The organism is Streptomyces sp. AM8-1-1, assembly GCF_032229325.1.
Lineage (GTDB): Bacteria > Actinomycetota > Actinomycetes > Streptomycetales > Streptomycetaceae > Streptomyces > Streptomyces achmelvichensis.
Window position 1 is genome coordinate 4,127,557 of the sequence record NZ_CP135086.1, and the last position, 13,518, is coordinate 4,141,074.

The 13,518-nt window shown below is 69.0% G+C and carries 16 protein-coding genes and 2 tRNA genes; 4 read left to right on the top strand and 14 right to left on the bottom strand.

Annotated elements, in window-relative coordinates; translation table 11 throughout:
• Window position 1: 1 nt before the first annotated feature.
• Genes RPQ07_RS18580 through RPQ07_RS18600 form a run of 5 tightly spaced genes read right to left on the bottom strand, consistent with a single transcriptional unit; the run spans window position 2 to window position 3,684 of the window.
• Window positions 2-1,336, bottom strand: a complete 1,335-nt coding sequence (locus RPQ07_RS18580) for a class E sortase (RefSeq protein WP_313945287.1) — start codon at window positions 1,334-1,336, stop codon at window positions 2-4.
• On the bottom strand, window positions 1,333-1,971 hold the full coding sequence (locus RPQ07_RS18585) for an aminodeoxychorismate/anthranilate synthase component II (RefSeq protein WP_313945288.1): 639 nt from the start codon (window positions 1,969-1,971) through the stop codon (window positions 1,333-1,335). Before RPQ07_RS18585 ends, RPQ07_RS18580 begins: the two co-directional genes overlap by 4 nt.
• Window positions 1,968-2,141 carry a hypothetical protein gene (locus tag RPQ07_RS18590; RefSeq protein WP_313945289.1) on the bottom strand — a complete coding sequence of 58 codons (174 nt, stop codon included), beginning with the start codon at window positions 2,139-2,141 and terminating at the stop codon, window positions 1,968-1,970. Before RPQ07_RS18590 ends, RPQ07_RS18585 begins: the two co-directional genes overlap by 4 nt.
• Window positions 2,142-2,197: 56 nt before the next feature.
• Window positions 2,198-2,902, bottom strand: a complete 705-nt coding sequence (locus tag RPQ07_RS18595) for a class E sortase (RefSeq protein WP_313945290.1) — start codon at window positions 2,900-2,902, stop codon at window positions 2,198-2,200.
• Window positions 2,903-2,916: 14 nt separating this feature from the next.
• A complete protein-coding gene (locus tag RPQ07_RS18600) occupies window positions 2,917-3,684 on the bottom strand; it encodes a DUF881 domain-containing protein (protein ID WP_313945291.1) in 768 nt (255 codons plus the stop codon).
• A 141-nt stretch (window positions 3,685-3,825) separates the two neighbouring features.
• Between RPQ07_RS18600 and crgA the strand changes: the two genes are divergently transcribed.
• A complete protein-coding gene (gene crgA, locus RPQ07_RS18605) occupies window positions 3,826-4,083 on the top strand; it encodes a cell division protein CrgA (RefSeq protein WP_313945292.1) in 258 nt (85 codons plus the stop codon).
• A gap of 360 nt (window positions 4,084-4,443) precedes the next feature.
• On the opposite strand, the gene RPQ07_RS18610 is transcribed toward crgA, so the two are convergent.
• Together RPQ07_RS18610 and RPQ07_RS18615 are read right to left on the bottom strand one after the other, a co-directional pair.
• Complete coding sequence (locus tag RPQ07_RS18610; RefSeq protein WP_313945294.1) at window positions 4,444-5,340, bottom strand: rhomboid family intramembrane serine protease; 897 nt, start codon at window positions 5,338-5,340, stop codon at window positions 4,444-4,446.
• A 96-nt stretch (window positions 5,341-5,436) separates the two neighbouring features.
• Window positions 5,437-5,970, bottom strand: a complete 534-nt coding sequence (locus tag RPQ07_RS18615) for a peptidylprolyl isomerase (RefSeq protein ID WP_313945295.1) — start codon at window positions 5,968-5,970, stop codon at window positions 5,437-5,439.
• Between the two features lie 275 nt (window positions 5,971-6,245).
• On the opposite strand from RPQ07_RS18615, the gene RPQ07_RS18620 reads away from it, so the two are divergent.
• The gene (locus RPQ07_RS18620; RefSeq protein ID WP_313945296.1) at window positions 6,246-6,923 is read left to right on the top strand and encodes a DUF5324 family protein; all 678 of its coding nucleotides are present in this window, start codon (window positions 6,246-6,248) and stop codon (window positions 6,921-6,923) included.
• A gap of 193 nt (window positions 6,924-7,116) precedes the next feature.
• Here RPQ07_RS18620 and RPQ07_RS18625 read toward each other — a convergent pair whose 3' ends face one another.
• Both RPQ07_RS18625 and RPQ07_RS18630 read right to left on the bottom strand, forming a co-directional pair.
• The gene (locus RPQ07_RS18625) at window positions 7,117-7,482 is read right to left on the bottom strand and encodes a DUF6344 domain-containing protein (protein ID WP_313945297.1); all 366 of its coding nucleotides are present in this window, start codon (window positions 7,480-7,482) and stop codon (window positions 7,117-7,119) included.
• Between the two features lie 192 nt (window positions 7,483-7,674).
• Window positions 7,675-7,747 (bottom strand) — tRNA-Ala (locus RPQ07_RS18630).
• A 142-nt stretch (window positions 7,748-7,889) separates the two neighbouring features.
• Between RPQ07_RS18630 and RPQ07_RS18635 the strand changes: the two genes are divergently transcribed.
• Both RPQ07_RS18635 and RPQ07_RS18640 read left to right on the top strand, forming a co-directional pair.
• Window positions 7,890-8,438 (top strand): DNA-binding protein, encoded by a 549-nt coding sequence (locus RPQ07_RS18635; protein ID WP_313945298.1) that lies wholly within the window; start codon window positions 7,890-7,892, stop codon window positions 8,436-8,438.
• Window positions 8,439-8,483: 45 nt separating this feature from the next.
• Complete coding sequence (locus tag RPQ07_RS18640; protein ID WP_313945299.1) at window positions 8,484-9,854, top strand: serine/threonine-protein kinase; 1,371 nt, start codon at window positions 8,484-8,486, stop codon at window positions 9,852-9,854.
• 46 nt (window positions 9,855-9,900) lie between these two features.
• Here the strand turns inward: RPQ07_RS18640 and RPQ07_RS18645 are convergent, their stop codons facing one another.
• From RPQ07_RS18645 to RPQ07_RS18665, 5 genes are all read right to left on the bottom strand, one after another.
• On the bottom strand, window positions 9,901-11,397 hold the full coding sequence (locus tag RPQ07_RS18645; RefSeq protein WP_313945300.1) for a hypothetical protein: 1,497 nt from the start codon (window positions 11,395-11,397) through the stop codon (window positions 9,901-9,903).
• Window positions 11,398-11,777: 380 nt separating this feature from the next.
• Window positions 11,778-11,912: a DLW-39 family protein gene (locus tag RPQ07_RS18650; RefSeq protein ID WP_003958712.1), complete on the bottom strand. Its 135-nt coding sequence runs from the start codon at window positions 11,910-11,912 to the stop codon at window positions 11,778-11,780.
• Between the two features lie 261 nt (window positions 11,913-12,173).
• Window positions 12,174-12,545, bottom strand: coding sequence for an amphi-Trp domain-containing protein (locus tag RPQ07_RS18655; protein WP_313945301.1), 372 nt, complete (start codon window positions 12,543-12,545; stop codon window positions 12,174-12,176).
• 173 nt (window positions 12,546-12,718) lie between these two features.
• Window positions 12,719-12,795, bottom strand: a tRNA-Ile gene (locus RPQ07_RS18660).
• Between the two features lie 59 nt (window positions 12,796-12,854).
• Window positions 12,855-13,517, bottom strand: a complete 663-nt coding sequence (locus RPQ07_RS18665) for a DUF3566 domain-containing protein (RefSeq protein WP_391843585.1) — start codon at window positions 13,515-13,517, stop codon at window positions 12,855-12,857.
• Window position 13,518: the final 1 nt, after the last annotated feature.

A 13,518-nucleotide genomic window follows, 5' to 3' on the forward strand; every position in this document is an offset into this window, starting at 1 on the left:
GTCAGCCTACGAGCGCGTCCGGTTTGCCCTGGCTGCGCGGCCGTTCCTCAACCATCTTGCCCCACACGATCATTCGATACGTACTCGTGAATTCCGGCGTGCACGTCGTGAGCGTGATGTACCTGCCGGGCTCCGTGAAGCCGGATCCGGCCGGCACCGGCGCGATGACGCCGATGTTCGAAGGAGCGGTCTGGGGAAGGATGTTCGCCATCTTGTACGTGTAGTAGGCGTCCTGCGTCTCGACGACGATCGGGTCGCCGGGCTGGAGACGGTTGATGTAACGGAACGGCTCGCCATGGGTGTTGCGGTGGCCGGCCACGGCGAAGTTGCCCGCCTTGTCCGACGGCATCGCCGTCTTGAGTTTGCCCTCGCCGTAGTGGCCCACCATCCCGCGGTCCAGGACCTTGTTCTTGTTGATGCCCTCGGCGATCGGGACCACCACGTCCAGCTTCGGGATGTACATGATCGCGAAGCCCTGCCCGGGCTCGAAGGCACCGGGCTGACGGCCCTTGGCGAAGCCCTCCTGTATCTTGCTCGTCTCCCGGCCGGCCAGCTGCCCGGCACGGATGTTCGTCCACCACAGCTGATAGGTGACGAACAGCAGCAGCAGCACGCCGAAACTGATGAACAGCTCGCCGATGGCACGGCTGGCCACGACGGCGGGGCTGTCCTTCGCCGCACGGGCCGCTCTGCGGGCCTCCACGCGTGACAGGGGCCTGCCGGGCGCTGCGGAGGTCCCCGGCGCCTCGGGGCGCCTGCGGCCCCGGCCCTTGGCCGCTCTGCGGCGTTCGGCACGGCCGGGCCCGGCGGGAGCCTCCTCGGCGCGCCGGGTGTCCGACGTCAGCAGGCCGACCGTCTCGTCGTCCTCGTCGCGTCCCGGCGTACTCCCCGAACCGGGGAACGGTCGGGGGAACCGGCCGGGCTCACGCTCGGGTCTCACCGCGGCCGCCGGTCGCGCCGCGAGTCCGGGCGGCGGAGCCGTCTCCTGCTGCCCGTACCAGTCCTGCCGATAGGTCTCGGCGTAGGCCTCGGCGGCGCTCGAGGGGTACTGGCCGTAGTTCTGCGCCTGCTGGAGCCCTTCGTACGACCGGGGCGCGGACTGCTGCTGCGGATAGCCCTGGGAGCCCGGAGAAGGCGTGCGCGAGTACCGCTGCGGTGCGGCGGGTGCCTGGGGATAGGCCTGCGGCTGCTCCTGGGCCGGAGCGTACGCCTGGGGCGGCAGGTAGGCCTGGGTGTCGGCCTGGCCCCGCGAGTGGGCCCGGGCCCGCTCCCACTCCTCCGGCGGGGTCGGGTCCGTCAGGGGGTCGTACTCGTCCCCCGGACGCCCGGCACTCACGCCACGGCCTTGCCCACCACCGGCGCGAGCCCCGCCGAACGCTCGACCGCGCCGATGTCGCCGCACTGCTCCAGCCAGTTGGCCAGCATCAGGTGCCCGTGCTCGGTGAGGACCGACTCGGGGTGGAACTGCACGCCTTCGACGGCCAGTTCACGGTGGCGCAGCCCCATGATGATGCCGTCCGCGGTCCGTGCGGTGACCTCCAGCTCCTCGGGCAGGTCGGCCGGCTCCGCGGCCAGCGAGTGGTAGCGGGTCGCGGTGAACGGCGAGGGCAGCCCGGCGAAGACGCCCTTGCCCTGGTGCGCCACCGGCGAGGTCTTGCCGTGCAACAGCTCGGGAGCGCGGTCGACCACTCCGCCGTACGCCACCGCCATCGATTGCATGCCGAGGCAGACACCGAAGACCGGCACTCCGGTCTCCGCGCAGTGCCGCACCATCTCGATGCACACGCCGGCCTGCTCGGGGGCGCCGGGCCCGGGGGAGAGCAGCACCCCGTCGAAGCCGTCCTGCACGTGTTCGAGTCCGACCGCGTCGTTCCGGACGACCTCGCACTCCGCCCCGAGCTGGTACAGGTACTGAACGAGGTTGAACACGAAGCTGTCGTAGTTGTCGACGACGAGAATGCGGGCACTCATCGGGCCGCCCCCGCTCCGTCGACCGTCACATCGTTGAACGGAAGCAGCGGCTCCGCCCACGGGAAGACGTACTGGAACAGCACGTAGACAACCGCGAGGGCGAGCACGAGCGAGATGAGAGCCCGCACCCATGCGTTGCCCGGCAGATGCCGCCAGATCCAGCCGTACATGCCGTCCCTTTCCGTTCGGTACCGCACCAGACTAAAGGGCGGCAGGGGCGCATGGGTCAGCTGCGCAAAGCTTCCGGTTTGCCGTCCGTCACAGGCTGGGTGGCGTCGAGGTGCGCCCAGACGATCAGCCGGTGGCTGCTGCCCCATTCCGGATCGCACGTCGTGAGGGTGAGATAGCGCCCGGGACCGTCGAACCCGGACTTCCGCGGAACGGGGTCGATCACCCCGATGTCACCGGGGACCGTACGGTACGGCCTCTTGTCGATGCGGTACGTGAACCACGTCGTACCGTCGGTCAGCACGACCGCGTCACCGGCCCGCAGCCGCGGGAAGTCCTTGAACGGATCGCCGTACGTACGGCGGTGACCTGCGACCGAGAAGTTGCCGGTGCCGCCGAGCCGGGCCGTGGTGGCGTAGTGCCCGAGCCCCTTCTTGAGCGTCCCCGTACGGGTGCCTTCGAGGACCGGCCAGTCCCAACTGCCACCGAAACGGGGGATGTACATCACGGCGAAGGGCTTGCCGTCCCGGTATTCCGGGGCCGGCGGAGCCGGGGTGGGTGGGGCCGTGCCGCCGGGAGCCGGTGCCGGGCTCGCCACCGCACCGTGGGACCACTCGTCCTGAAGCCGTCCGATCTGACCGTCGGAGGCGTCGGCCGCCTTGACGCCCGTCCAGAACACGACGTACGCGACGAAGAGCACGATCAAGGTGCCGACGGTGATGCACAGTTCGCTGAAGGTCCTGACGATCAGCCGTACCGACACCGCACCCCCAGGCGCTACTGCACGGGCTTCGCGTAGTGGAGATCCACTGTGCCCGAGTAGCCGGGGAGAGTCACCGCCTCACGCTCGTCCACTTTCCAGCCGAGACCGTAGGCCTTCACATACAGCTGGTAGTTCTGCACGGCGACGGAGTCGTCGAGGGCCTTCTGGAGCGCGCTCTGATCACCCACAGCGGTGATCCGGTACGGCGGGGAGTAGACGCGGCCCTGGAGGATGAGGGTGTTACCCACACAGCGGACGGCGCTGGTGGAGATGAGGCGCTGGTCCATGACCTGGATGCCCTTGGCGCCGCCCTTCCACAGGGCGTTGACGACGGCCTGGAGATCCTGCTGGTGGATCACCAGGTCGTTCGCCTGCGGCTCGGGATAGCCGGGTGCGGCCTGGGCGTTGGGCGGGGCGTCATTGAGCGTGACGGTCAGCGCGGGCCCGGTCAGCTTCCGGGTGCCGGCCACCTCCTCCAGAGCGCCGAGCTTCTGGTCCTCGGCCTTGGTGGAGCCGTCGTCGCGCTGGGCGAGAGCGTCGACATCGCCGCGGAGCGCGGCTGTGGACTCTGTGAGATCACCATTCTTGGTGCTGCGCTGCTGGATCAGATCGGACAGCTTCAGCAGGGAGCCGTCGGTCCGCAGATCGGTACCCTTGGCCGTATTGAAACTTGTCACGAAGATCAGCCCGGCGAGGGCGAAAACGGCAGCTGTCAACACCCGGCCCACCCGCCAGTTGAAGCGGTGAACCGGGCCTTGCGGGGAGTCGGCGGAATTGCTCAACGTACCCTTATCTCCTCAGGCGCCGCGGAAGCACTACGCTAACGGACGCCCGGGGGCGGCAGTGGTCCCCCTTCGCTCCAGCCCCGGCGCCAGCCACAGTTCCCTGCGCGGTCACGCAGCGCATCGACAGGAGAGTCCCTCGTGCCGAAGTCACGTATCCGCAAGAAGGCCGAGTTCACGCCGCCGCCCGCGACGAAGCAGGCGACCAGCATCAAGCTGACGAGCCGCAGCTGGGTAGCACCCGTGATGCTCGCGTTGTTCCTGATCGGGCTCGCTTGGATCGTCCTCTTCTATGTGACCGAGGGCGACCTTCCGATCAAGAGCTTCGGCAACTGGAACATCGTCGCGGGCTTCGGCTTCATCGCCGCCGGCTTCGGTGTCTCCACCCAGTGGAAGTAGCTCTGCCGCAGCTCCCGGAGCCGCTTCGGCTCCCGGGGCGGGACGTCAAGCCCTGCCCCAAGGTTATCCACAGCGTTGTCCACAGTGGGGAAAAGGTCTGACGATCTGTGGATAACCTTCAAAGTGTTGACGCCGGTGTGACTGCATGAGCCATCTCGGTGAAGCGTTCGGCCCCTTGCCTCTGCTGGGAAAACCCAGTTCAGCGACAAGGGGCACACGTGTCTCATACGGCGTGCACAAGATCCGCCACACGCTGTGGACAACTTTGGGGAAAGGTTGCGCTCAGCTGAGCAAGCAGCCGCTCGGCCCGGATGATCGACGGCCCCCGTCGGCCGGGTGACAGACCCCACGGGCCAGCCCTTAGGTCAGGGACGCGGTCCGGGCGATCACGGTCGCCACGATCACCAGCAGGACCCCCGCACAGCATGCGACCTGCACCAGGGTGCGCCGATGGCGCGGAGCGAAGACCAGTCCGAGCGTGACGAGGGCCCCGGCCACCAGACCGCCGATGTGCCCCTCCCAGGAGATGCCCTCACGGCCGAACGTGAAGATCAGGCTGATCACCAGGATCGCGATGACCGGCCGCATGTCGAGGTTCTTGCGACGCGCGAGCACCGCGAACGCGCCGATCAGGCCGTAGATGGCGCCCGACGCACCCAGGGACCCCTGGTTCGGGGCGGCGAGCAGATAGGCGAGCGCACTGCCGCCGAGCCCTGAGATGAGATAGACCGCGAGGAAGCGGGAGCGGCCGAGCTCCGGCTCGACCATCTTGCCCAGGAACCACAGCCCCACCAGGTTGAAGAGGATGTGGGGCACCTCTTCGTGCAGGAACACCGAGGTGATCAGGCGGTACCACTCGCCGTCCGCGACTCCGACGACCTCGTTGAGCTGAGGGTTGTACGCGTACCCGATCAGCAGCGTCTCGTCGAGGAAGCGGTCGCCCAGGGCGAGCACCACCACGTATACGGCGGCGTTGAGGGCCACGAGGATCTTGGTGATCAGGAAGGCGTCGGAGCGGATGCTGCCGCCCGCGATGGTCCGTGGCTGGTTCGCCGCCGGAGCGTGCCCGGTGCCGGAGCCGGTGCGCACGCAGTCGGGGCACTGGAAACCCACGGAGGCGTCGACCATGCAGTCCGGACAGATCGGCCGCTCGCAGCGCACGCAGCTGATGCCCGTCTCGCGGCCGGGATGCCGGTAGCAGCTGGGCAGGCTGTGTGCGTCCTGCGGCTCCTTCGGAGTGCCTGGCACCTGGTCCATGGGATCCCTCAATCTCCCTCGCTCAAAAACACCGCCCCGTCCATCCTTACGGACGGACGGGGCGCATTGGTTCCCCTGGGGACCAGGCCCGGGAAATCAGCCCTCGCGGGTCTCGACGACGACGGACTCGATCACGACGTCGTTGAGCGGGCGGTCGGTCCGCGGGTTTGTCTGGGTGCCGACGATCGCGTCCACGACCTTCTTGCCCGCCTCCGTGCTGACCTCGCCGAAGATGGTGTGCTTGCGGGTCAGCCACGAGGTGGGCGACACCGTGATGAAGAACTGCGAGCCGTTGGTGCCCGGGCCGGCGTTCGCCATGGCCAGCAGGTACGGCTTGTCGAAGGCAAGGTCCGGGTGGAACTCGTCACCGAACTCGTAACCCGGGCCGCCGGTGCCGTTACCCAGCGGGTCGCCGCCCTGGATCATGAAGCCGCTGATGACGCGGTGGAAGACCGTGCCGTCGTACAGCCTGTCCGTGGACTTCTTGCCGGTCGCCGGGTGGGTCCACTCGCGCTCGCCCTGAGCGAGTTCGACAAAGTTCTTGACCGTCTTGGGCGCGTGGTTCGGCAGGAGCCGGATCTCGATGTCGCCTTGGTTGGTCTTCAGGGTGGCGTAAAGCTGCTCGGCCACGATCCTGCCTTCCGTAAGTCTCGTCTGACGTCCACCGATCCTCGCACGGAAGGGCCGCTCACGGAGAAAAGCGGCGGAGTCCTCGCCGAAGCGGCGCGCTCCGGGGCGAATCGTGGCATCGTCGAGCGGAAGCTCCCAAACATGACCCGGATGCCCGGCCCCACATGCCGAGCATGAGGTCTGCGGGCATGATTTCCATTCAGACGGAAAGGCGAAACTGTGCCGAACTGGGGAAATCCCCAGGCCCCAGAACGCCACCGAGGAGGAGGATCCCCGTGACCCGCATGGACAGCGTGCGCGCCGCGACCGGTACGGCGAAGGAAAGCGTGCTGCACGCCGCGGACGTGGTGGCGCCCTACGCCGGTACTGCCAAGGACCAGGCCGCGCTTTACGCGCAGGAAGCCCGCGTCCGGCTCGCGCCCAAGGTCTCCAAGGCCGCCAAGAAGGCCCGTGCTCAGTACGACACCCGTGTCGCACCGCATGTGCCGCCGAAGGTGGACGACGCCGCGCACCGGGCCGCGATCACGGCTCGCAGGGCAGCCCGTCAGGCGGCGGACTACACAGTTCCGCGCGTCGAACACGCCGTTGCCGCCGCTCAGCCCGTACGGGAAGAGGCTGCGGCTCGCTCCGCTGCCGCGCTGGCCGCTCTGCGCGGTCAGGTGACGGCGAAGGACATTCAGAAGTTGGTGAGGAAGCACGAGCGGCGCTCGAAGGCCGCGCGTCTTGCCAAGGGTCTCGCGATCATCGGTGTTCTGGCCGGCGGCGCTGTGGCCGCCTGGAAGTGGTGGGACAAGCAGGCCAACCCCGACTGGCTGGTCGAGCCGCCCGCTGCGACGGAACTCGCCGACCGCGATCCGCTGACGTCCGTCGACGGCAGTCCGGAAGCGCTCGATCCCGAGGTCCAGGCGAAGCAGGCCGAGGCGGAGGCTGCCGATCGCGACGAGGGCCGCTGATCGGTCACCGCCCGTGTGGCCGGTGGTGATGCGGTGAGCGTGAGCAGTGCTTGCGGTGTCGTGCGCTGTGGTGCCGCAGGTGCTGCCGCAGGACGGAACCTGCGCTGTGGTGCCTCAGAACAGGACATGCGCTGTGGTGCTGCGGAACGGGACGTGCGCTGTGGTGCCGGGAGAGGTGAGTGCTCCCGGCGCCTCATGCCGAGGTGAGCGCGCGGTCCGCGAGTGCGTCCGAGCCCGGCTCGATCGCGGCGTCGTCGCTCTCGGCGGACAGGTGCCGGGTGGCGGGAGACGAACCGTGTGCCTCGGCGCTGATGCGCTGCTTGATCGTGGGCGGCAGTGACCTGTCGCGCACGGTCGGGCTCCAGCGCGTACTCTGCGCCGGCACCGTCCCTCGAACGGCCTCCGTACGCGTCTGACGCGGCAGATCGGTACGCTCCGGCGTCTGAACGGCCGACTGCTGCGCGGCCGACGCGACGGTGGTGAGACCCACCGAGGCAAGCAGCGCGACGAGCGCGGTGAAGAATGCGGTCCACAGATTCCTGACCTTGATGGCGGCCATGACCCCTCGCTTTCGGGTTGGGCGATCTACATACCTTTCTCATGATGTGTACGCATCTCGAGTTGCGAAGGACCGACGCAGGACATAGGCGGTTCTTCTGATGAACACCACCCGGACGGCCCAAGGCGGCCCCGGAAAAACCAAAAAAGAGCGCCCCGGCCTGCGGAAACAGGCCGGGGCGCTCTTCGTGTGTGGAGCCTAGGGGAGTCGAACCCCTGACATCTGCCATGCAAAGACAGCGCTCTACCAACTGAGCTAAGGCCCCTGGTCGCAGACCACAGTACCGGGTCACCCCCCGGTTCCTGCAAAAGGGATTGGGGCTCCCGGTGGGCGACCACTCTCCGTAAGATGCACGACGTGGTTCGCAGCAGCGAAGCCCGCTTTGGGGAAAGCGATGGGGAGACGCCATGGACGCCGCTCAGCAGGAAACGACCGCAAGAGCCAGAGAGCTGCAGCGCAGCTGGTACGGGGAGCCGTTGGGGGCGCTCTTCCGCCGGCTGATCGACGACCTGGGTCTCAATCAGGCCCGGCTCGCAGCCGTGCTCGGGCTGTCGGCTCCGATGCTGTCCCAGCTGATGAGCGGCCAGCGGGCCAAGATCGGCAATCCCGCGGTGGTCCAACGTGTGCAGGCTCTGCAGGAGTTGGCGAGTCTTGTCGCCGACGGCAGCGTCAGCGCGGTCGAAGCCACCGACCGGATGGAAGAGATCAAGAAGTCGCAGGGCGGATCCGTCCTCACCGGAACGAGCCAGAGCACGAACAGCTCCGGAGCTCCGACGGTGCGCCGGGTCGTCCGTGAGATCCAGTCGCTGCTGCGCTCCGTGGCCGCCGCCGGCGACATCATCGATGCCGCCGACTCCCTCGCCTCGAGCCACCCGGAGCTGGCAGAGTTCCTCAGGGTGTACGGCGCCGGACGCACCGCGGACGCCGTCGCCCACTACGAATCGCACCAGAACTGACGCGGGGCGGACGCCTCACGAGGGAACGGGAGCGGGCGCAGCGCCATGGGTGAGGTCTTCGCTGGTCGGTACGAGCTGATCGACCCGATCGGGCGCGGTGGTGTCGGTGCGGTCTGGCGCGCCTGGGACCACCGGCGCCGTCGCTATGTGGCAGCGAAGGTGCTGCAGCAGAGCGACGCGCACACCCTGCTGCGCTTCGTCCGCGAGCAGGCGCTGCGGATCGATCACCCCCATGTCCTCGCTCCCGCGAGCTGGGCGGCGGACGACGACAAGGTCCTGTTCACCATGGATCTGGTGAGCGGCGGATCGCTGGCGCACCTCATCGGTGACTACGGCCCGCTGCCACCCGCCTTCGTGTGCACGCTTCTCGACCAGCTGCTGGCCGGACTGGCCGCGGTGCACGCGGAGGGGGTCGTGCACCGCGACATCAAGCCGGCGAACATTTTGCTGGAGGCGACCGGGACGAAGCGTCCGCATCTGCGTCTGTCGGACTTCGGTATCTCCATGCGCAAGGGCGAGCCCCGGCTGACGGAGACCAACCATGTGGTGGGCACGCCCGGTTACTTCGCTCCCGAGCAGATGCTGGGCGCGGAGCCGGAGTTCACCGCGGACCTCTTCGCGGTCGGCCTGGTCGCGCTCTATCTGCTCCAGGGGCAGAAGCCCGACTCCCGTGCGCTGGTGGAGCACTTCACGCACCACGGCACCCCGGGCGCTCCCGCGGGCATACCCGAGCCGCTGTGGCAGGTCCTGGCGGGTCTGCTGCAGCCGGACCCCGATACCCGCTTCCGTACGGCCACAGGGGCCCGCAAGGCGCTCACCGCGGCCGTCGAGATGCTTCCGGATCCCGGGCCCGACGACGAGCCGGTCGAGGTCTTCGACCAACTGGGGCCTCTTCCCCCCGGGTTCGGCCCCTGCGGCCCCGAGCAGCCGTCCCCCCAAAGCGCGCCGGCCGGGTACACGGCACCGGTCACCGAGCCGACGCAGCCCCCCGCACAGCCGGCCCATCCGCCGTCGCATACGGGCAGCTTCCCGGTCACTCCTCCACCCCAGCAGCCGCCCGCGGTGCCTCCGTACGTGGACCACCCCGCGCAGCCCGTCACTCCTCCCCCCATGTCGGCGACCCCACAGCCGGCTCCGACGCCCGCTCGCCCCACTGCGCACCACGCCTCCCCTCTGGGCCACCCCACACCGGAGCAGCCCTCGCACTCCGGGACCGCTCCGACGGCCCCGATGCGGCACGAATCGCCTCTCACTCGTGCTTACACCGCTCAGAGCCCTCAGGTTCCGTTCCCGCATACGCCGATTCCGGGGGTGGGCACACAGCGAACGGGACCGCCCCCGAAGGTCGCGGTCCCGATGCTGATCGTCGCGCTGCTCTGTTTCGCCGTGGGCATCTGGGCGTTGACCCAGGCCTGAGCCCTCCCGGCGGGCGCTCCTGGCCGGGTGAGCCCTTCCAGCCGGGTTACCAGCTCGGCGGCGGCCCGAACTGACCCTGCTGCGCCCCCGGAGCCTGCCCGGGCACCTGGCCGCCCTGCCCGTAATCACCCTGCGCGTGACCGCCCGGAACCTGACCACCGTGCGCGTGGCCGCCCGGCACATGCCCCTGATCCGGGAGCGTCGCCGGTCCCTGCCCCGGCACCGCCGGCGTACCGGCACCCGGGTCCGCGGGTGCGGCGGAGGCCCGCCGGCGCTTCAGCAGCAGCCACACCCCCAGTCCGAGCAGCAGCACGGTGCCCGTACCGATCAGGACGGCGGCCACCAGCTGCAGCGGGTCGCTCCCGTCCTCGTCCGAGCCGCTCTTCCCGCTGTCGGCGGCCGCCTGGTCGTCCTCGGTCACCTGGAAGTCGCCCGCGGCGCCGTCGTAGGCCGGAGCCGCCTTCGGCTTGCCCTTGACGTTGACCCGGAGCGTCAGCGAGAGCGCCCCGCTCCCGTACTCCGCGCCGACCTCGGGGCTCAGCGTCACCGCGATGTAGTACCAGCCCGCGAACCGCATGGCGCTGGTGGACTCGGTCGAGTCGAAGCGGTTCTCGTACGCCACCGGTGGCACCGGGTCGAGCGCGACGGACTTCTGCTTGCCGTCGTAGTACACGCTCGCGGTCTCGTCGACGAGACCGCGCGCCGGGTTGTGCAGGGACACCGACAGCGCGCTGGACACGCTCTGGGTGGTGTCGGAGGCCGTCGGGCTGGTGCCCAGGTCGGCGCTGGCGAAGATCTGCTGACCCCAGTCGAGCGGCACCCGGTAGAACCGCGTCCGGCCCGGGAGGATCTCGTCCTGCCACTCGCCCTCGGTGAGGCCGGTGGCGTCGGAGAAGCTCGTGCCGCCGGCGCGCTTCTGCGGGCTGCCTGCCGGAGGCGGGGGAGAGGCGGACGGCCAGTTCTCGGGCGCCGCCGTCGGACCGGCCGCCTTCAGGCCGGGCTCAGCGGCGAAACGGATCTCCACGTCCCACGGTTCGGGACTGGACGCCGCGTCGCCGTCCCGCTCGATGAGGACGTAGTACGCGCCGGCCTCCTGGCAGCTGCTGCTGTCCTTGTCGATCATCCGGTCCGCGTACGCGGCGACGGGCCTGACGTACGCGGCAGACCCGAACTGGGCGTCGCCACTGCCGCACTTGGTCCCCGAGCGGTCCTCGATGCTCACCGAGAGCTTGTCGAGGGAAGCAACCTTGGTCTGGAGCTTGGGTACCGCGACCGCCGAGATGTAGGCGTTCGTCCGGGCGTCCAGGTCGACACGGTAGTAGCGCTTCCCGCCCGGCTTGATCGTGTCCTTGTAGACCGATCCTGCCGTCAACGCCGGCCCGTCACTGTTGACGGCCGAGCCCTGGACCGTCTTGGCCTGGCTGTCGAAGACGTACGGATTGGGCTCCCCGGCCGCATGGGCCTGCGTCGGCAGCCCCGCCACCACGCACATCGCCGCCATGGCCGCCAGCGTCACCCGGCCTCTGCCGCGCTGCCTCTTCACGCGCTTCTCCTCGGTGTGCTGGTCGTATCGGTGGCATGCCCGGCTCGTGTCGCATCCGGACGAGCAGCGGACCGCGATCATGACGGCATCCCGGCCCCGCAACCGCGGCGATCGCCGCGGGGGGACCATCCTGCCCCGTCGCCCGCACCGCTGTCTGCGCCGGACGACGAATAGCCCGTGTTGTCCCCTCGTCGCCGTGGTTGTGCTCACCCAGCACCCCTCAGGTTTGCTTGAGCAAGCAACCAATTTGCTGAGGTGAACCGGCGGGCGGAAGGGTCACGCCGTTTCCCGGCACCCGTACCCCCGACCACCCGCACCCCGGACAGCACGAAGCCCCGGCCGCTTCGAGCGACCGGGGCTTCAACCAAGACTGTTGCGTCTCACACACCCGAACCTGCGGGCACGGAGTCGGTCGCCTCCGTCCACAGATCCTGCTCGGCGCGATCCGCCTGGATCTGGCGGTACACGAGGAGCCCGCCGATGGCGGCCAGTGCGACCAGGAGAAGCTTCTTCACCGCGCGACCTCGTCTTTCCTTGACGTATGAGGACTTCTGGCGCCCGACTATACACACCGACCGATACCGATCGGTGACCTGTGTACGTCCCGCCCTGGGCCCAACTGGAGCCCCGGGCACAGCGATCGATCCGCTCCTGCCCATCGGCATCATCACCGTTTGCCGAAACCACCGGCCTAGTTGTCGTACCGGCGAAACGTCACCGCCGGCAGACGCGACGGAGAATTCGCAACAGGCCCCCCGCGCGACTCAGGACGCGACTCAGGACGCCTTTGCGGCGGACCGCTTGGCGCTCTTGCTCCTGCTGGTGCCGGTGCTGCTCCGCGCGGTCTTGGCAGGCGCACTCCTGCGCCTCCTGGCGGTCGCCGCCGTACCCGTCCCGGCCGCCGGGGGCGCGGCCTCCTCGTGCGAGACCGGCCAGGTGAACTCGATCTCCAGCTCGATCTCCCCGTCACCGACCTCGACCTCGATCTCGCTGCGAAGGTCATCGGGAATTTTCAGGCTCAGAGTCCCCGACCCGAGCTCCAGAGAGACATCGCCGCCCTGCCTCAGCGCCGCCGCGAGCGCCGTCAGCTGATCGGCCGCCTCCAGGCGGGACAGCGAGCGCTTCTGCTCGAACTTCAGGTCCGTCATGGCGTCTCCGATCCGGCGGAACCAGGGGATAACGCCAATTCTGATGCCAAGCACCGGATCGGACATCTTCACAGCCGCCGAGGAAGGCAAGGGATCCGGAACGGCCCGGCGCCGCGACCGCACCCCCGGGATGCGAAAGACCCCCAACCATGATCGGCTGGGGGTCTTTCGGTTGGTGGGGCTAACAGGATTTGAACCTGTGGCCTCATCCTTATCAGGGATGCGCTCTAACCAACTGAGCTATAGCCCCGCCGCGCTGCGCGCTGACTTCTGAAGATTAGCGCACGTCTGGCGCAGCTCCCAAATCGGTTACTCGTCCTCCGCCAGCGTGAGCTCGACGCCGCCCACAAACCCCGCGGAGAGGTTGTAGATGAAGGCTCCGAGCGTCGCCAGCGCTGTGGCCAGCACCACATCGATCACCGCGATGACCGAGGTGAAGATGAGGACGCGCGGGAGCGACAGGAACGACTGGAGGTCGAAGCCGTTGCTCTCGTTCGAGCCGGTGGCCTCGCTGATCGTCCCGCCGACCGTCGAGAAGACGCCCATCGCGTCCATGACCATCCACAGCACCGCGGACGCGATCACCGTGCAGATGCCCAGCGCGATGGAGAGCAGGAAGCTGACCTTCATCACCGACCAGGGGTCGGCCTTGGCGACACGCAGCCGCGCCTTTCGGGTGCGCGGAGTCGTCCGCGCCCCGGTGCGCGGCAGGCGGACGCCTCCCTGGGTCCCGCCGCCGCCCTGGGGCGACTGGTAGGCCTGCGGCGGGTGGTACGGCTGTGCCGGCTGCTGAGGGGCCGGCTGCTCGCCCGCATACGTCTCGTACGGGGCATTGGGCCCCCGGGTGTCCGTCACCGTCATCCCCCTGCCATCGGCGGGGGTGCCCCCGCCTTGGGAGTCCGCGGCAGGGCCACGGGCACCGTTCGCTCCAGCTCCGGCAGCGGCCGAACCGGCGCCCGTGGCTCCACTCACG

Excerpts from the sequence above, each read along its gene's own strand:
- RPQ07_RS18610 (WP_313945294.1), bottom strand. The coding sequence starts at position 5,340 with ATGGACCAGGTGCCAGGCACTCCGAAGGAGCCGCAGGACGCACACAGC.
- RPQ07_RS18590 (WP_313945289.1), bottom strand. The coding sequence starts at position 2,141 with ATGTACGGCTGGATCTGGCGGCATCTGCCGGGCAACGCATGGGTGCGG.
- RPQ07_RS18655 (WP_313945301.1), bottom strand. The coding sequence starts at position 12,545 with ATGACGGACCTGAAGTTCGAGCAGAAGCGCTCGCTGTCCCGCCTGGAG.
- RPQ07_RS18640 (WP_313945299.1), top strand. The coding sequence starts at position 8,484 with ATGGGTGAGGTCTTCGCTGGTCGGTACGAGCTGATCGACCCGATCGGG.
- RPQ07_RS18585 (WP_313945288.1), bottom strand. The coding sequence starts at position 1,971 with ATGAGTGCCCGCATTCTCGTCGTCGACAACTACGACAGCTTCGTGTTC.
- RPQ07_RS18625 (WP_313945297.1), bottom strand. The coding sequence starts at position 7,482 with ATGGCCGCCATCAAGGTCAGGAATCTGTGGACCGCATTCTTCACCGCG.
- RPQ07_RS18635 (WP_313945298.1), top strand. The coding sequence starts at position 7,890 with ATGGACGCCGCTCAGCAGGAAACGACCGCAAGAGCCAGAGAGCTGCAG.